At 68.6% G+C, this 17,910-nt stretch carries 13 protein-coding genes; 8 read left to right on the top strand and 5 right to left on the bottom strand.

Annotation, left to right across the window (positions count from 1 at the left end; all coding sequences use genetic code 11):
- Positions 1-186: 186 nt before the first annotated feature.
- Both ACYSUO_RS22545 and ACYSUO_RS22550 read right to left on the bottom strand, forming a co-directional pair.
- Entirely contained in the window at positions 187-858 is a 672-nt protein-coding gene (locus ACYSUO_RS22545) for a potassium channel family protein (RefSeq protein ID WP_306318135.1), read from the bottom strand.
- Positions 858-1,526, bottom strand: a complete 669-nt coding sequence (locus tag ACYSUO_RS22550; RefSeq protein WP_266715003.1) for a potassium channel family protein — start codon at positions 1,524-1,526, stop codon at positions 858-860. The genes ACYSUO_RS22545 and ACYSUO_RS22550 overlap by 1 nt, the downstream gene beginning before the upstream one ends.
- A 281-nt stretch (positions 1,527-1,807) precedes the next feature.
- On the opposite strand from ACYSUO_RS22550, the gene ACYSUO_RS22555 reads away from it, so the two are divergent.
- The 4 genes from ACYSUO_RS22555 (at position 1,808) to ACYSUO_RS22570 (ending at position 8,856) form a co-directional block, all read left to right on the top strand.
- Positions 1,808-3,853 carry an APC family permease gene (locus ACYSUO_RS22555; RefSeq protein ID WP_461778022.1) on the top strand — a complete coding sequence of 682 codons (2,046 nt, stop codon included), beginning with the start codon at positions 1,808-1,810 and terminating at the stop codon, positions 3,851-3,853.
- Between the two features lie 126 nt (positions 3,854-3,979).
- On the top strand, positions 3,980-5,308 hold the full coding sequence (locus tag ACYSUO_RS22560) for a class I SAM-dependent RNA methyltransferase (RefSeq protein WP_461778023.1): 1,329 nt from the start codon (positions 3,980-3,982) through the stop codon (positions 5,306-5,308).
- Between the two features lie 190 nt (positions 5,309-5,498).
- Positions 5,499-6,740: an ATP-grasp domain-containing protein gene (locus ACYSUO_RS22565; protein ID WP_461778024.1), complete on the top strand. Its 1,242-nt coding sequence runs from the start codon at positions 5,499-5,501 to the stop codon at positions 6,738-6,740.
- A gap of 52 nt (positions 6,741-6,792) precedes the next feature.
- Complete coding sequence (locus ACYSUO_RS22570; RefSeq protein ID WP_461778025.1) at positions 6,793-8,856, top strand: hypothetical protein; 2,064 nt, start codon at positions 6,793-6,795, stop codon at positions 8,854-8,856.
- On the opposite strand, the gene ACYSUO_RS22575 is transcribed toward ACYSUO_RS22570, so the two are convergent.
- Together ACYSUO_RS22575 and ACYSUO_RS22580 are read right to left on the bottom strand one after the other, a co-directional pair.
- Positions 8,819-9,847 carry a LacI family DNA-binding transcriptional regulator gene (locus ACYSUO_RS22575; RefSeq protein ID WP_461778026.1) on the bottom strand — a complete coding sequence of 343 codons (1,029 nt, stop codon included), beginning with the start codon at positions 9,845-9,847 and terminating at the stop codon, positions 8,819-8,821. The genes ACYSUO_RS22570 and ACYSUO_RS22575 overlap by 38 nt on opposite strands.
- A complete protein-coding gene (locus ACYSUO_RS22580; protein ID WP_461778027.1) occupies positions 9,844-12,246 on the bottom strand; it encodes a glycoside hydrolase family 2 protein in 2,403 nt (800 codons plus the stop codon). Before ACYSUO_RS22580 ends, ACYSUO_RS22575 begins: the two co-directional genes overlap by 4 nt.
- Positions 12,247-12,469: 223 nt before the next feature.
- On the opposite strand from ACYSUO_RS22580, the gene ACYSUO_RS22585 reads away from it, so the two are divergent.
- From ACYSUO_RS22585 to ACYSUO_RS22600, 4 genes are all read left to right on the top strand, one after another.
- Entirely contained in the window at positions 12,470-13,792 is a 1,323-nt protein-coding gene (locus ACYSUO_RS22585; RefSeq protein ID WP_461778146.1) for an ABC transporter substrate-binding protein, read from the top strand.
- A gap of 162 nt (positions 13,793-13,954) precedes the next feature.
- Entirely contained in the window at positions 13,955-14,806 is an 852-nt protein-coding gene (locus ACYSUO_RS22590) for a carbohydrate ABC transporter permease (RefSeq protein ID WP_461778028.1), read from the top strand.
- Complete coding sequence (locus tag ACYSUO_RS22595; RefSeq protein WP_461778029.1) at positions 14,803-15,678, top strand: carbohydrate ABC transporter permease; 876 nt, start codon at positions 14,803-14,805, stop codon at positions 15,676-15,678. Before ACYSUO_RS22590 ends, ACYSUO_RS22595 begins: the two co-directional genes overlap by 4 nt.
- Positions 15,675-16,745, top strand: coding sequence for a LacI family DNA-binding transcriptional regulator (locus ACYSUO_RS22600; RefSeq protein WP_461778030.1), 1,071 nt, complete (start codon positions 15,675-15,677; stop codon positions 16,743-16,745). Before ACYSUO_RS22595 ends, ACYSUO_RS22600 begins: the two co-directional genes overlap by 4 nt.
- On the opposite strand, the gene ACYSUO_RS22605 is transcribed toward ACYSUO_RS22600, so the two are convergent.
- Positions 16,735-17,766, bottom strand: a complete 1,032-nt coding sequence (locus tag ACYSUO_RS22605) for a glycosyl hydrolase (RefSeq protein WP_461778031.1) — start codon at positions 17,764-17,766, stop codon at positions 16,735-16,737. The two genes, ACYSUO_RS22600 and ACYSUO_RS22605, sit on opposite strands and share 11 nt — an antisense overlap.
- Positions 17,767-17,910: the final 144 nt, after the last annotated feature.

Genomic DNA, 17,910 nt, shown 5'->3' on the forward strand with positions numbered 1-17,910 from the left:
CCGGTCAGGGCCGACCGGGGGGTGCCACGGGCGGGGGGCCCCCCGCCGGGGGGGGCGGGCCTGGGCGGGGGGTTCTCCCCAGCTCCCCACCTCACACCCCCCCCCCACCGCCCCGCCACCCACCCGGGGGGGCCCCCCCGCAACGCGCGGGGCCCCGCCTCCTTGTGTGTCTGACTGAGCAGAGCGTTACGCGTCCTCGCGCCGCACCGACAGCAGGTCCTCCAGCTGCTCCTCGCGCGCCTGCGCCGCGACGAACAGCAGCTCGTCGCCCGCCTCGAGGGAGTCCTCCGGACTGGGGGCCAGCACGCGCGTGCCGCGGATGATCGTCACCAGGGACGTGTCCTGCGGCCACTGGACGTCACCGACCCGCGTGCCCGCCAGGGCCGACTCCTCCGGGAGGGTCAGCTCCACCAGGTTCGCGTCGCCGTGGCTGAAGCGGAGCAGGCGGACGAGATCGCCCACGCTGACCGCCTCTTCGACGAGCGCCGACATGAGGCGCGGCGTCGAGACGGCCACGTCCACGCCCCACGACTCGTTGAACAGCCACTCGTTCTTCGGGTTGTTGACGCGGGCGACGACCCGCGGGACCCCGTACTCGGTCTTCGCGAGCAGCGAGACGACCAGGTTGACCTTGTCGTCGCCGGTGGCCGCGATGACCACGTTGCAGCGCTGGAGCGCCGCCTCGTCCAGGGACGTGATCTCGCAGGCGTCGGCGAGCAGCCACTCCGCCTGCGGGACGCGCTCGACCGAGATGGCGGTCGGGGCCTTGTCGACGAGGAGGACCTCGTGACCGTTCTCCAAGAGCTCGCCGGCGATCGAACGACCGACCGCTCCGGCTCCGGCAATGGCGACCCTCATCACTGACCGCCTTCCTCAGGGCCCTCGGCGAACGCCGCCTCGACCTTCTCGACGTCGTCCGTGCGCATCATCACGTGCACGAGGTCGCCCTCCTGGAGCACCGTCTGCGACGTCGGCAGGATCGCCTCGCCGAGCCGGGTCAGGAACGCGACGCGCACGCCGGTCTCCTCCTGGAGGCGGCTGATCTTCTGGCCGATCCAGGACTCCGAGGCGTGCACCTCGGCGAGCTGGACGCCGCCGGTGGGATCGCGCCACAGCGGCTCCGCGCCGGACGGCAGCAGGCGCCGCAGCATCTGGTCGGCGGTCCAGCGGACCGTGGCGACCGTCGGGATGCCCAGGCGCTGGTAGACCTCCGCGCGGCGGGGGTCGTAGATGCGCGCCGCCACGTTCTCGATGCCGAACATCTCGCGGGCCACGCGCGCGGCGATGATGTTCGAGTTGTCACCACTGGAGACGGCGGCGAAGGCGCCGGCCTCCTCGATGCCCGCTTCGCGCAGGGTGTCCTGGTCGAAACCGACTCCGGTGACGCGACGGCCGCCGAAACCCGAACCCAGGCGACGGAACGCCGTCGGGTCCTGATCGACCACGGCGACCGTGTGGCCCTGCTGCTCCAGGGTCTGGGCGAGTTGGGACCCTACTCGGCCACAGCCCATGATCACGATATGCACGGCCCTACCCCGCACTCCTCATAGGCCTTCTGACCTGTGTAAACGTCCTGCTCATGGCTCTCTCTCGCGGGATGGTCCAGCCGGTGCGGCTCGATCTCGGGCACGATGCGGGCTGCTGTGCGGCTCGCGCTCTGGACCACCGTATCGGCTCTGTAAGAGATCTCCCCCTTCGCGTCGGTGGACAGTCGGTGGACGCATCCGCGCAGGCGTGGCACAGAGCACGAAGCTGAATGGGGGTGGTGGGTGGGCGGCCCCCCGTTCGAACGCTTACGATCCTCTCCGTGTCCAAACTGACCGACGTGCCCAAACGGATCTTGATCGGGCGCGCACTGCGCAGCGACCGGCTGGGAGAAACGCTCCTGCCGAAGCGCATCGCTCTCCCCGTTTTCGCTTCCGACCCGCTGTCCTCCGTGGCCTATGCGCCCGGTGAGGTCCTGCTGGTCCTCTCCATCGCGGGCGTGTCGGCCTACCACTTCAGCCCCTGGATCGCGGTCGCGGTCGTCGTGCTGATGTTCACGGTCGTCGCCTCCTACCGCCAGAACGTCCACGCCTATCCGAGCGGCGGCGGCGACTACGAGGTGGCGAACACCAACCTCGGGCCGAAGGCCGGCCTCACCGTCGCGAGCGCGCTGCTCGTCGACTACGTCCTGACGGTGGCCGTGTCGATCTCGTCCGGCATCGAGAACCTCGGCTCCGCGATCCCGTTCGTGATCGAGCACAAGGTGCTCTGCGCGGTCGCCGTGATCGTGCTGCTCACCTTGATGAATCTGCGCGGTGTGAAGGAGTCGGGGAAGCTTTTCGCCATTCCCACGTACGTCTTCGTGGCCGGCGTCTTCATCATGATCGCCTGGGGTGCGTTCCGCGGGCTCGTCCTCGGTGACGCCATGCACGCGCCCACCGCCGACTTCCACATCAAGGCGGAGCACCAGGGCCTCGCGGGCATCGCGCTCGTCTTCCTGCTGCTGCGCGCCTTCTCGTCCGGATGTGCGGCGCTCACCGGCGTCGAGGCGATCTCCAACGGTGTCCCGGCCTTCCGCAAGCCCAAGTCGAAGAACGCGGCGAGCACGCTCGCGCTGATGGGCGGCCTCGCTGTCACCATGTTCTGCGGCATCATCGGGCTGGCGCTCGTGACCGACGTGCGGATGGCGGAGAACCCGGCGAAGGACCTGATCCACAACGGTGCCGCGGTCGGCTCCGGCTTCATTCAGGACCCGGTGATCTCGCAGGTCGCCGAGGCCGTCTTCGGCGGCGGCAGCTTCATGTTCCTGGTCCTCGCGGCCGCCACCGCCCTCGTCCTCTTCCTCGCGGCCAACACCGCGTACAACGGCTTCCCGCTGCTCGGCTCGATCCTCGCCCAGGACCGCTACCTGCCGCGCCAGCTGCACACCCGCGGCGACCGCCTCGCGTTCTCCAACGGCATCGTGCTGCTGGCGGGCGCGGCGGCCCTCCTGGTCGTCATCTACGGGGCCGACTCGACGCGCCTGATCCAGCTGTACATCGTGGGCGTGTTCGTCTCCTTCACGCTCAGCCAGATCGGCATGGTGCGGCACTGGAACCGGCACCTGGCCACGGAGCGGGACCCCGCCAAGCGCCGCCACATGATCCGCTCCCGCGCGATCAACACGTTCGGCGCGTTCCTGACCGGCCTGGTCCTCGTGGTCGTCCTCCTCACGAAGTTCACGCACGGCGCGTGGGTCGCGCTGCTCGGCATGTGCATCTTCTTCGTGACGATGACCGTGATCCGCAAGCACTACGACCGGGTCGCCGAGGAGATCGCCGCGCCGGAGACCCCGACGGACGACAGTGTGCGGCCCTCGCGCGTGCACTCCCTCGTACTCGTGTCGAAGATCCACCGGCCGACGCTGCGTGCGCTCGCGTACGCCAAGTTGATGCGTACGGACACCCTTGAGGCGTTGAGCGTCAATGTTGATCCGGCAGAGACGAAGACGTTGAGGGACGAGTGGGAGCGTCGAGGCATTGACGTGCCGCTCAAGGTTCTTGACTCGCCGTACCGGGAAATCACCCGGCCGATCATCGAGTACGTCAAGAATCTCCGTAAGGAGTCCCCGCGCGACGCGGTCAGCGTGATCATCCCCGAGTACGTCGTGGGTCACTGGTACGAGCACCTGCTGCACAACCAGAGCGCGCTGCGGCTGAAGGGGCGACTGCTCTTCACCCCCGGCATCATGGTCACGTCCGTGCCGTACCAGCTGGAGTCCTCCGAGGCCGCCAAGAAGCGGGCCCGCCGACGGTCCGAGTGGAACGCGCCGGGTGCCGTGCGACGCGGTCCGGTCGAGAAGCGCCCCAAGGAGCCCACCCCGAAGTAGCCGGGTGGCCGCCTTGGTGAGCGGCCGGACGACAGCCACGTAAACTGGTGGGCTGTTGTCCGGCCGCTCTTCCGTTTTCGTGGCCGCGACGCCGAAGACTTTCCCCTTACGTACTGGAGCCCCGCCATGCAGGCAGAACCGACGACGTCACTGGTGGGGGAGGAGTACGAGGTCGAGGTCGGCCCCGTCGCGCACGGCGGCCACTGCATCGCGCGCACGGCCGAGGGCCAGGTCCTCTTCGTCCGGCACACGCTGCCCGGCGAGCGGGTCGTGGCCCGGGTGACCGAGGGCGAGGAGGGCGCGCGCTTCCTGCGCGCCGACGCCGTCCAGGTCATCGAGGCGTCCAAGGACCGCGTCGAGGCACCCTGCCCCTACTCGGGACCCGGCCGCTGCGGCGGCTGCGACTGGCAGCACGCCAAGCCCGGCGCCCAGCGCCGCCTCAAGGGCGAGGTCATCGCCGAGCAGCTGCAGCGCCTCGCGGGCCTCACGCCCGAGGAGGCCGGCTGGGACGGCACGGTCATGCCGGCCGAGGGCGACAAGCTCCCGTCGGGCGAGGTCCCGCAGTGGCGCACGCGCGTCCAGTACGCGATCGACGCCGACGGCAACGCGGGGCTGCGCCGCCACCGCTCGCACGAGGTCGAGCCGATCGAGCACTGCATGATCGCCGCCGAGGGCGTCTCCGAGCTCGGCATCGAGAAGCGTGACTGGTCCGGCATGGAGTCGGTCGAGGCGATCGCGGCGAGCGGTTCGCAGGACCGCCAGGTGATCCTCGCCCCGAAGCCGGGCGCCCGCCTGCCGATCGTCGAGCTCGACAAGCCGGTCTCCGTGATGCGGGTCGAGGAGAAGGACGGCGGCGTGCACCGCGTCCACGGCCGCCCCTTCGTGCGCGAGCGCGCCGACGACCGTACGTACCGCGTCGGCAGCGGTGGCTTCTGGCAGGTCCACCCGAAGGCGGCGGACACGCTGATGCGCGCCGTCATGCAGGGCCTGCTGCCGCGCAAGGGCGACATGGCGCTCGACCTGTACTGCGGCGTCGGCCTGTTCGCGGGCGCGCTCGCGGACCGGATCGGCGACAAGGGCGCGGTCCTCGGCATCGAGTCCGGCAAGCGCGCGGTCGAGGACGCCCGGCGCAACCTGGAGGACTTCGACCGGGTCCGCATCGAGCAGGGCAAGGTCGAGGCGGTCCTGCCGCGCACCGGCATCTCCGAGGTCGACCTCATCGTCCTGGACCCGCCGCGCGCGGGCGCCGGCAAGAAGACGGTCACCCACCTCACGACGCTCGGCGCCCGCCGCATCGCCTACGTGGCCTGCGACCCGGCCGCCCTCGCGCGCGACCTCGGGTACTTCCAGGAGGGCGGATACCGGGTGCGGACGCTGCGCGCGTTCGACCTGTTCCCGATGACGCATCACGTGGAGTGCGTGGCGATCCTGGAGCCGGCCAAGAAGGACGCCTGACCTGCGAGGCAGGCGCTGCGGGCGTGTCTTGGCGCTGAAGTGACGCTCGCGGCGCCCGGCTTGACGGGACGTCAGGCGCGGTGGGGATGACAACTGGACAGGATCAAGGTCGGCGTTTGTGTGTCGGATCGGCGGGAAGGCGAGTCAGCCACACCCCCGATGGGCGCACGCGCCGAAGGAGAAACTGTCTATGCCGCAGCGCGAACCGGTCACAAGGAACCCCGACAAGGGCTACGTAGCGCTTCTTGGCTGGAGTCTCAACGCGGTGGAAGCCCTCGACCGGTTCGATCGGAGATACGTCGTGGTGGCCCCGGAGTGGGCCGAGGAGTACTGCGTCGAGCACGACATCCCGTACGTGCCGTGGAATTTCGAGCGGCTCAACGACCGCTCCGTGGAGATCGCCGAGACGCTGCAGAACGAGGGCGTCGACGTCGCGATCCCGCTGTACGAGGAAACGGTCGAGTGGGCGGGGGCGATCAACTCCGTTCTGTTGGGCAACCCGCGGCTGTACGGGCAGGCCATGCTGCTGCGGGACAAGGCGCTGATGAAGCGCCGCGCCCAACTCGGCGGCATCCGGGTCGGCATCTTCGAGGAGGCGCACGACCGGGACGACGTGATCCGCTTCCTCAAGCGCGTCAACCAGACGCTGCTCAAGCTGGACGGCGACCCGAACGACCCGATCCACCTGAAGGCGTTCGACAAGGCGGGGTGCCTCGGGCACCGCGTCATCCGCACCCCGGACGAGATCGACTCGATTCCGGACGAGGAGTTCCCCGTCCTCATGGAATCCCACCTCGACGGCTGGGAGTTCGCGGTCGAGGCGTGGGTGCACAACGGGAAGATCAAGTTCCTCAACATCTCCGAGTACGTCACGCTGGGGTACTCGGTGTTCGTGCCGGCGACCCCTGAACTGGAGCGCTACCGCCCGCAGATCACGGCGCAGATCGAGAAGCTCATCAAGACGTTCGACATCGAGTTCGGCTTCGTGCACCCGGAGTACTTCGTCACCAGTGACGGCGAGATGTACTTCGGCGAGGTCGCCTACCGGCCGCCGGGCTTCAAGGTGTTCGAGCTCCTCGAGCGGGCATACGGCTTCAACGCGTACCAGGCGCTGGTGCTGGCCTTCGACCCGAAGACGACCGAGGAGGAGATCGACGCCTTCTTCCCGCGCGAGGTCGTCGACGCGTCCGGTGTCGCCGGCTGCTTCGGCGTCTACCCGCGCCGCCGGGTCGTCAGCGAACTGGAGATCCCCGAGGAGACCGAGGACGACGACTACTACGAGTCGCACGACCTCTCGACGCCGCTCGAGGAGACCGTGACCAAGAGGACCGCGTTCGGAACCCACTGGGGCCTGGTGTACTTCTTCGGTGACGACCCCTACCGAATGCGCGACCTGTTGAAGAAGCAGGAAGAGCTCGACTTCTACGTCTGACGGCCGCCCTGACGACCGTGTGGACGCAGGAGGCCAACCCGAGGGAAACCCTTTGAATCCGACCGCCGACGCCAATGGTGGGGCCACGACGCTGGAGAAGCGCGTGGCCTCACTCGACGACGCCATCCAGGCCATGGCCGAAACCCGTGACTTCGGCAAGCACACGAAGCTGCGGCGGCTCCTGGAAGCACTGCGGCGGGTGCTCGTACAGCCGGGCGGCGCCGCGGCGGTCCAGGCCAGGGCGCAGGCGCTCGAGGAAGCCGGCCTCTTCCAGGGGACGGACTGGGCGACACCGGAGATCCTGATTCCGGCGCTGGTCGGCCCGGGGCTGCACAGCGGGGACGCGGACACCGTCGTCATGGAGGCGACCAGTGAGCTGCGGATGCTCGCCGTCGCCCGCGGTGACTTCGCGCATCCGACGCTGCCCGCCGAGGACGCCCGCCAGTTTCTGTCCCAAGTGCTGGGGGCGAACCTGGAGTTGCTGTTCAACGTGCCCAGCGAGGCGGAGCGGATCCAGCAGGGCAGGACCGCGCAGCTCGTCCGTGACCTGTTCCGCCACCTCGCCGACGAGATCGGCTACGACACCGTCCTCGACAAGCTGGTGGACGAGATCTGGCGGATCCTGCGCCAGCGTCCGATCCAGGTCGAGGCGGCGCAGGCCCTGATCACCCGGATCTCGATCTACCGCAACGACCCGGACGTCGCTCTCGGCGTGTCGTCGGGGCAGGGCATAGACCGGCTCATCTCCAGCCTGTTCGGGACCACCGAGGCGTGCCGGGAGGACCCGGGCCTCGACGTCTTCCGCTCACGCCTTGAGGCGATGGACGCCGTCGGCCTGCAGTACGAGGCGACGGGGTTCGCGCGGGCGATGCACGACACCGGCCTGGTGTCGCCGTACCACGCGGAACTGCTCCGTTTCCTGCTGAGCGAGAGCGAACACCTCTACCTCGTCGGGGAGGCGCTCGGCCTCTCCGACACCGGCCGCAACTGCCTGATGCGCTACAGCCAGTTGGTGCACCGGCTGATCGAGGTGGCCGTGCACCCGCAGACCGCGCAATGCGTCTACGGGCTCGCGCTGCTGCTCGACCGCGGCATCCTGTACGAGCCGCCGGTGGTGCCCGCGCTCTGGCGCCAACTGGCGCTCGAACTCTCCCCGGTCGCCCACGAGCGGCTGACGACCGTCTTCGGCGACACGCCGGGGCCGCGGGCACGCCTGGTCGCCGGAGTGCTCTCGGTCCTTGGCCTGCCGCTCGGTGTCGGCCAGGGCGACAACCCCACCTGCCAGTCGGCCCGCGCGCTGTCGATGTGGGCCTACAACGACCCGGACTACCTGCTGCAAGTGGTGGTCTGGGCCGCCCGCGACGACGAGATCCTCATGCACTTCGAGGGTCAGCCGATCTCGTCGAAGGACAGCGGGGCCGGAGTCGCGAGCACGCTGCCGACGGACCTGGACCCCGTGTCGCTGCTCGTGGTGCCCCATCTGGACCGGATCTACGCCGAGATGGGGCGGCGCTGCGTCGATCGGCCGGGGGACCCGCACCGGTGGGTCAACCCCGAGTTCCACGGCTGGTGGACGGCCCGCGGGTTCCACATCAACGTCGACGTCGCGACGGGGAATCTGGTCGAACTCGACGAGTTTCTAAGGCAGTTCCACGCCAGCTACCACCCGTTCTACAACGGTGAGCAGCCGCTGATCCATCCGCAGCCGGCCGGTGTCGCCGTCACCGACAGTGCGGCCCGCTACGTCGGCTGGCACGCGATCACGATCCTGCGGGTCGCGCCGGACCCGCAGGACGTCATGCGGGTGTACTTCTACAACCCGAACAACGACAGCGGCCAGGACTGGGGCGACGGCGTCGTCGTCTCCACCGCGGGCAACGGCGAGCGGTTCGGCGAGGGTTCACTGCCGTTCGACCAGTTCGCCTCGCGGCTCTACATCTTCCACGCCGACCCGCTCGAGCACGGCGAACCGGAGCGGGTACCCGCCGAGGACGTCGCGCGCATCATCGGCTACATCGAGCGCAGCTGGGGCAACGACCGGCTGCCCGCGGGGATGCTGCAAGCCGTCGAAGGACCCGTCACGCCCGTGGTGGCGCCGTGGACCCCCGAGGCGTGAGCGAGGGCGTCGGTACGGGGCCCGGGTTCGCCGAGTTGCCCGCGATGATGTCGAAGAGGACGCGGGTGACCTGGGCCCCGAAGCTGTGCACGTCGTGGCTCATCGCGGAGAGCGTGGGGTGGGTGAGGCGGCAGAGCTGGGAGTCGTCCCAGGCAAGCAGCGACAGGTCGTCGGGGACCGCCACCCCCATCTCCGCGGCGACCCCGAGCCCGGCCACCGCCATGATGTCGTTGTCGTAGACGATCGCGGTCGGCCGGTCCGGGCGGAGCAGGAGCGAGCGCGTGGCGCGCGCCCCCTCCTCGTCCGCGAAGCCGGTGTTGAGGTGCAGGCCGGTGTCGAGGCCGAGCCCGCGCAGCGTCGACTGGAACGCCTCCTCGCGGATCACGCTGTGCCCGAGGTCGGCCGGGCCGCCGACGCGGGCGATCCTGCGGTGGCCGAGCGCCGCGAGGTAGCGGACCGCCTCGGTCATCGCGGTGGCGTCGTCGGTCCACACGGAGGGCAGGCCGCCCGTGAGGTCCGGGTGGCCGACCGCGACGGCCGGGAGCCCGAGGCGGGAGAGCGGTTCGACGCGCGGGTCGTCCTGGTGGAAGTCGACCAGGACGCTGCCGCCGATCTGCCGTTCGCGCCACCACGTCTGCTGGAGCGCGATCTCCTCGTCGAGGCTGCTGACCAGGCGCAGGAGCAGAGAACAGGAGTGTTCGGCGAGGACGCTCTCGATGCCGGAGATGAACTCCATGTAGAAGGGTTCGAGGCCGAGCAGCCGGGCCGGGCGGCACAGGGCGAGACCGATCGTGTCCGTGGTGCGCCGGGAGAGGCTGCGCGCCGAGGAGTTCGGTGCCCAGCCCAGCTCCCGTGCCGCGGCGAAGATCCGCTCGCGGGTGGCATCGGAGAGCCCCGGCTTCTGGTTGAACGCGATCGACACCGCGCCCTTGGACACCCCGGCGGCGGCCGCGACGTCCTTGATGGTGACGTTGCGGATCGGGGCGGTCATGCCGGTTCCACGCAGAAGAGGGCGGAACGGATCGCATTGGCGCCCGCGCCGCCGGCGCCGGTGAGGCGGATCCGGGCCCGCTCGCCGGGCAGCAGCGTGACCAGTCCGCGGTCGGCGCGCGCGTGCGGGGCGACACGGTCGGGCTGGAGCAGCAGGTCGCGTACGAGGGTCTGGGCGGTCACCACGACGTCGACTGTATCCGGGTCCCCGCCGACGGTCTCGGTCACGACCGTGAAGCGGGGCTCGGGGTACCCGAACTCCTTGTCCCGTACGGGGAAGTGGAGCGCGCGCGAGCCGTCCGCGTCCGCGACCAGGAACTCCTTGGCCGAACCCGCGGCGGGCACCACGGAGGGCGGAACCGGTATGCGGACCACCTCGCGCGCACCCGCGGTCGCCCGCAGCCGGGTCTGCCCGGCCATGCTCCCGTCGGCGCGCATCAGGCGCAGGGTGACGGTGGTGTCCCATGGTGCGGGGCCCAGGTTGGAGAGGACCAACTCCGGTGTCTCACGCGCTGGTTGCAGTGTCAGGAGGTGGTCCGCGTAGACCCGGCGCAGTTCGTGGTGGAGGGGCTTGAGGCGGCCGTCGCCGTCGACGGCGGACCAGGAGCTGACCGGCCAGCAGTCGTTGAGCTGCCATACGACGGTGCCGGCGCAGCGCGGCCAGTTGGCGCGCCAGTGCTCGATGCCGGTGGCGACGGCGCGGGCCTGGACGACCTGGGTCAGGTAGTGCCAGCGGTCGAAGTCGCCCTCGGGCGAGGCGAAGTGGCGTTCCAGGCCGCGCTGAAGCTTGCCGTTCCCGTCCTCCGCCTTCTGGTGGTGCAGCATGCCGGGGGAGTCGGGCGCGAGCTTCTCGCCGGGCAGGGCGCGGCGCAGGGTGGCCAGCGCCGGGGGCGCCTGCCAGCCGAACTCGGCGACGAAGCGCGGGACTTCGGACAGGTACTCGGTGTAGTCCAGCCGGTTCCACACCTCCCACGAGTGGAACGTGCCGTGGTCGGGGTCGTTGGGGTGGTGGTCCCAGGAGCCGGACCAGGGACTGCCCGCCGTGTAGGTGCGGGTGGGGTCCAGCTCGGCGACCACGCGGGGGAGCAGGCCGAGGTAGTAGCCCTCGCCCCAGGAGTCCCCCGCGAGTTCGTCCTCCCAGCCCCAGTCGCGGAAGCCCCACAGGTTCTCGTTGTTGCCGTTCCACAGGACGAGGCTGGGGTGCGGCATGAGGCGCACCACGTTCTCGCGGGCCTCGGCCTCCACCTCGCCGCGCAGCGGCTGCTCCTCGGGGTAGGCGGAGCAGGCGAAGGGGAAGTCCTGCCAGACCATGAGGCCGAGCTCGTCGCACGCGTCGTAGAAGGCGTCGTCCTCGTAGATCCCGCCGCCCCAGATGCGTACGAGATCGACGTTGGCGTCGGCGGCCTGGGTGAGGCGGGTGCGGTAGCGCTCGGGGGTGATGCGGGAGGGCAGGACGTCGTCGGGGATCCAGTTGATGCCGCGTGCGAAGATGCGGACGCCGTTGACGACGAAGGTGAAGCCGGTGCCGTGTTCGTCGGCGCTCTGGTCGATCTCGACGGTGCGGAAGCCGATGCGGTGCTGCCAGGTGTCCAGCTCCCGGTCGCCTTCGAGCAGCGTCAACCCGACGTCGTACAGCGGCTGTTCGCCGTAGCCGCGCGGCCACCAGAGATGTACGTCGGGGACGTTCAGGACGAGTGTCGCCGCGTCACCTTCGAAGGTGACGCGCGTCTCGACGCCCGCCACCGTGGCCCGCGCCGTGAGCGGGCGCCCGGCTCCCTGCTGGGTGCGCTCGATCTCAACTCGCAGCTCTACTCGTCCTGTTGAGCCCTTGACCGTCACCAGCGGTCGCACCCGTGCGAGGCGCGCGGTCGACCAGTGCTCGATCCGGACCGGGCGCCACAGGCCCGCCGTCACCACGGTGGGCCCCCAGTCCCAGCCGAACGAGCAGGCCATCTTGCGGATGTACTGGGACGGCGCCGGATAGACGTTGGGGCGCCCGCCGGTCAACTCCCTTACGGCGGCGGCCTCTTCGTAGGCGGAGGCGCACTCCACCCGCAGTTCGCCGGAGCGGCCGGTGACGTCGAAGCGGTACGAGCGGTGCATGTTGCGGGTGCGGGCGAGGGGCTTCCCGTCGAGGGTGATGTGGACCGCCGTGTCGATGCCGTCGAAGACCAAGTCGGCGCGCTCGTGCGGACCTTGACGCGCTTCGAGCGTGCGGGTGTACGTCCAGGAGCGCCGGCCCACCCACTCGATCTCGTGCTCGTTCGTGCCGAGGAACGGGTCCGGGATCAGGCCCGCGGCCAGGAGGTCGGTGTGGACACAGCCGGGGACACGGGCGGGGAGCCCGGTCCCGTCGTGGTCGAGGCACCAGCCCTCGTCGAGCTGGACGGCGTCCTTCATAGTGCGGCTCCCATCGTGCGACTCCCATCGGACGTGCGGCGGGCCTGAGTTCGCGATCCGCGCCAACCTAACTCCGGTTGAGTGAACCGGTCTAGTCCCTTCACAGATGGCGATTTGAAAGCCGACTGCTTCAAGGCCTTTACCGGTTCACAGTTCGCTGCCATAGTGCCGTCAGCCGCTGGGCCGGAGCCGTCAAACCCTCGAAGGAGTGGGGCACATGAGGATGAAGCCGAGCAAGCCGTTGGGCGTCGCGCTGCTCACCACCGCGATGCTGGCAGCCGCAGGGTGCAGTGGAGGAAGTACCGGGACGGGCGGGGAGGCGAAGGCGCCGACCGACCCCAAGGACGTGTCGGGCACCATCACCGTCCTGACCCACCGCACGGACCTCGTACAGAGCGGGGCGATGAAGAAGTACGCCGCCGAGTTCAACAAGACGTACCCGAAGGTGAAGGTCGAGTTCGACGGCATCACCGACTACGAGGGCGAAGTCAAGATCCGCATGAACACCGAGAACTACGGTGACGTGCTGATGATCCCCGCGGTTATCGGCAAGAACGACTACCCCAAGTTCTTCGCCCCGCTCGGCGACACCGCGGACATGGAGAAGAAGTACCGCTTCACCGACAAGACGGACGTGGGCGGCAAGACGTACGGGGTGGCGAGCTTCGGCACGGCGAACGGCTTCCTCTACAACAAGGCCGTGTGGAAGAAGGCCGGCGTCACCGAGTGGCCCACCACGCCGCAGGAGTTCCTCGACGACCTGAAGGCGGTCAAGAGCCGGACCGACTCGGTGCCGTACTACACGAACTTCAAGGACGGCTGGCCGCTGAGCAGCCCGTGGTCCAACTCCATCGGCTCGGTGAGCTGCGACGTGAAGGCCAACGACAAGCTCGCGTCCGACAAGAAACCGTGGGCCGACGGCAGCGACCTCAACGTCATCGACACGCTGCTGTACGACATCGTCCACGACAAGTACGCCGAGAAGGACCCGACCACCACCAACTGGGAGAACTCCAAGAACCTGCTGGCCAAGGGCAAGATATCGAGCATGCTGCTCGGCTCCTGGGCCGTCACGCAGATGCAGGACGCCGCGAAGAAGGCGGGCGAGAACCCGGACGACATCGGGTTCATGCCGTTCCCCGTCCAGAAGGACGGCACGTTCTGCGCCACCCTGCTGTCCGACTACCAGCAGGCCGTGAACATCCACTCCGAGCACAAGGCCGCCGCCCGCGCCTGGCTCGACTGGTTCACCGAGAAGTCCGGCTACGCGGCCAAGGAGGGCGCCGTCTCCGCGCTGCGCTCCGCGCCGATGCCGGCCACGCTCAAGCCGTACGAGGACAACGATGTCAGGTACATCGAGCGGTCGGAGGCGAAGACGGGGCAGGTCAACGCGATCGACAACGCGTCCGAGATCGGGCTCAGCAAGCAGGACTATCGGCAGAAGCTGATCGACATCGCGCGGGGTGCGCAGAAGGGGTCGTTGGAGGGGTACTTCGACGAGCTCGACAAGCGGTGGGGCGAGGCGTCTGCGGCTGCGGGTGGGTGAGTGATGGGTTCCGACGCGAAGTTCACTTCGAGGCCCACCGTTCCGACGTCGCGGGGCTCTGCCCCGGGCCCCGCTGCTCAATCGCCGCAGGGGCTTGAAATGCCCGCTGCTCAATCGCCGCCGTGGGTTGAAAAGCCTGCTCGAACGTCGCAGGGGCTGAAGATGGTCACCCCGTGGCTGTTTCTGCTGGTGCCGCTCGCGCTGCTGATCACGTTCACGTACGTCCCGGTCGGGAACATGATCTATTACAGCTTCACGGACTGGGACGGGGTCAGCCCCGACCGGAATTTCACCGGGGTCGACAACTACACCCAGCTCTTCACGCGGCCCGAGCTGTTCAGGGTGTTCTTCGTCAGCTTCTACTATCTGGCCGCGTCCGCCGTGCAGATCGTGATCGCGCTGTACTTCGCGACCGTGCTCAGCTTCGACCTGCGCTTCCGGAACCTCTTCAAGGGCATCCTGTTCTTCCCGTACCTGATCAACGGTGTCGCCATCGGCTTCGTCTTTCTGTACTTCTTCCAGGACGGCGGCACCCTCGACTCGGTGCTCTCGTGGTTCGGGGCCGGCGGCGACCATGCATGGCTCGGTGACGCGGAGTCGGCGAACACCTCGCTCGCGGGGGTGTCGGTGTGGCGGTTCACCGGGCTCAACTTCGTGCTCTTCCTCGGGGCGATCCAGTCGATCCCGGGGGAGTTGTACGAGGCCGCGCAGCTCGACGGCGCCTCGCGGTGGCAGCAGTTCCGGCACATCATCGCGCCGGGCATCAAGCCGGTGCTCAGCCTCAGCGTGATCCTCGCGATCTCCGGCTCGCTCGCGGTCTTCGAGATCCCGTACATCATGACCAGCGGCGCGACCGGAACATCGACCTTCGTCATCCAGACGGTCAAGCTCGCCTTCCAGTTCAACAAGACCGGGCTCGCCTCGGCCTGCGCCGTGGTGCTGCTCCTGATCATCCTGCTGATCACCTGGATCCAGCGACGCCTTGTGCCCGACGAGAAGGTGGACCTCGTATGACCGCGCTACCTGTACCTGTAGGGGACCGAGCTGCCACCGCCCGCAGGCGGCCGCGCGTCGGGACGGTTCTCACCTATCTCTCGCTGGTCGTCGCCTCGCTCGTGGTCCTCGTCCCGCTCGTCGTCGTACTGCTCACGTCGTTGAAGTCGTCGCACGAACTCACCGACGGGGGCGGGGCGTTCAGCCTGCCCGACGACTGGCTGAACCTCTCCAACTACGTGACAGCCTTCCGCGACGGCAAGATGCTCATGGCTTTCGGGAACACGGCGTTCATCCTGCTGTTCTCGATCACCGGCACCGTTCTCATCGGCTCGATGACGGCCTACGCGATCGACCGCTTCCAATTCCGGATGAAGAAGACGGTCATGGCGCTGTTCCTGTTCGCCACGCTCGTGCCGGGGGTGACGACGCAGGTCGCCACTTTCCAAGTGGTCAACAGCTTCGGCCTGTTCGACTCGCGGTGGGCTCCGATCCTGCTCTACATGGGGACGGACATCGTCTCGATCTACATCTTCCTGCAGTTCATCCGGTCCATCCCGACCTCCCTCGACGAGGCCGCCCGGATCGACGGTGCCAACACCTTCACCATCTACTGGAAGATCATCCTGCCGCTGCTCAAGCCGGCCATCGCCACCGTCGTCATCGTCAAGGGCATCACGACGTACAACGACTTCTACATCCCGTTCCTCTATATGCCCTCTGAGGACAAGGGGACGATCTCCACCGCGCTGTTCCGGTTCAAGGGGCCGTTCGGTGCGCACTGGGAGGACATCTCCGCCGGCGCGATCCTCGTGATCCTGCCGACGCTGCTCGTCTTCCTGTTCCTGCAGCGCTACATCTACAACGGCTTCGCGGCCGGTGCCACCAAATGACCGGCCCGCCGCCCGCACGACGCGTCACGATCACCGACGTCGCGGCCCGCGCCGGGGTGTCGCGGGGCGCGGTCTCCCTCGCGTACAACAACCGCCCCGGCCTCTCCGATGCCACCCGGACCCGCATCATGGCGGCGGTCGCCGAATTGGGCTGGTCGCCGCATCGGACACCGAGCAAGCTGTCCGGTACGGCGACCGGGGCCGCGGACACCGTAGGACTCGTCATCGCACGCTCGGCGCGGCAGCTCCAACTGGAGCCGTTCTACGTGGAGTTCATCTCGGGCGCCGAGTCGGTCCTGGAGGAGCACGGCTGCTCGCTCCTTCTCCACCTGGTGCGCGACACCGCGCGGGAGATCGCCGTCCACCGACAGTGGTGGCGCTCCCGCCGGATCGCCGGATCCATCCTGGTCGACATCCAGCACGACGACCCCCGGATCGCGGCCCTGCGCGCGATCGGCCTCCCGGCCGTGGCGGTCGGCCATCCGTCCCTGACCGGCGGCTACACCTCGGTGTGGACCGACGACGAGACCGCCGTACGGGAGGTGGTGCGCCATCTCGCGGCGCTCGGGCACCGGCGGATCGCCCGGGTCGGCGGCCATCCGGCGTTCGGCCACACCGGCATCCGTACCGCCGCGCTGAACACGGCCGTCGCCGACCTCGGCCTCGAACCGGCCCACAACGTCACCACCGACTTCTCCGGCGAGCAGGGCGCCCGCGCGACCCGCCGGCTGCTCGCCTCCGCGCGGCGGCCCACGGCGATCGTCTACGACAACGACATCATGGCGGTCGCGGGCCTCGCGGTCGCCGCCGAACTGGGCCTGAGCGTCCCGGAGGACGTCAGTCTCATCGCCTGGGACGACTCCCAGCTGTGCCGGCTCACGCACCCGGACCTGTCGGCCATGAGTCATGACGTCTTCGCGTTCGGCGCCGATGTCACCCGTCGCCTCTTCGACGTCGTCCACCGCCGCAACCCTTCGTCGGAGCCCGTCGCGCTGCCCGTGCTCGTGCCCCGCGGCAGCAGCGCGCCGCCGCGGGGCGTGGGGGAGGGGGCGGAGGTCAGAGTGTGAGCTCGCCCTGGTTCAGGACGCGGGGGTGGAAGTACGTCGACTGGATCTCGGCGTTGGTGTTGTTCCCGCGCAGCTGCTCGGACCAGAGCATGAACCAGGCCCACTGGGGCTGACTCGTCAGCAGCGAGTCGTTCGGCATTTTGCCCATCTCGGCGATGGCCATCGGCTTGGTTCCCGCGATGCTCCGCATCTGCTGATAGTCGGCGGAACTCGGGTAATTCTTGTACCAGGCGTCGAGGGACACGACATCCACGTATTGGCTGCCCGGGTAGTAACTGCTCCAGCCGCCCGCCGGATTGTCCTGCACGTTCCACACCCAGATCAGATTGTCGAGACCCTTGGTGGTGGCCAGGTAGTCGTGCGTGATCTGGTACAGGCGTGCGCTGCCATTCGTGCCGGGTCGGTTACCCCACCAGTTCCACGACTCGTTCATTTCGTGGAGCGGGCGGAAGAGGACGGGAACGCCTGCGTCCTTCAACTGCTTGAGGTAGGGCACGGCTTCATCGAGGCGCTTCTTCCATGCCGTGTTCAACGCGCTGCCGTTGGTGACGAGTTGAGAGAACTGCGCGTCCGAGATGTTCGACTTCACTCCACCCTCGAACGCGCAGCTGCTGCCTCCGGTCGGCGGGCAGACGTGCCAGGTCAGCGACACCAGCGAGCCGTTCTTCCACTCCGTCTTGGCCTGGTCGATCACCCGCTGACGGTTAGCCACGTCCGTGGCGTTGAACATCAGGTCGCCGCCCCACAGGCCGGGGTACTGGCCGGTGACGTCCTTCACCTGTTGCGTGTACGCGCCGGGCGAGGTGGCGGGCTCCTTGTTGTGCTGACCGGAAATGATGTGATTCCCGGAAACGGACCGTAAGTAATTCAGTACGGTCTGCTTGGAACTCGGCGGGAACGCCTGCGCCGATTCCGTGGCGGGCCAGGCGAAGAGGCTTGCCGCGATGGCTGCGGCCGCCGCGAGGAAGGCGACGCAGTGTTTGATTCTTTTCGCGGGTTTCGCGGGTTTCGTGGATGTCACGGATGTCATGGGGGTCCCAGCTCTCGGGGATGAGCGGAATGCTTGTCGCCAAGACGGTGGCGGTAATTCCGGCGGGCGTCAATGGATTGCGCCGCATCCCGAGAGCTGTCGACCGCACTATTTACTGAACGTTTTGTAAACGGC

Source organism: Streptomyces sp. UC4497 (genome assembly GCF_054871485.1).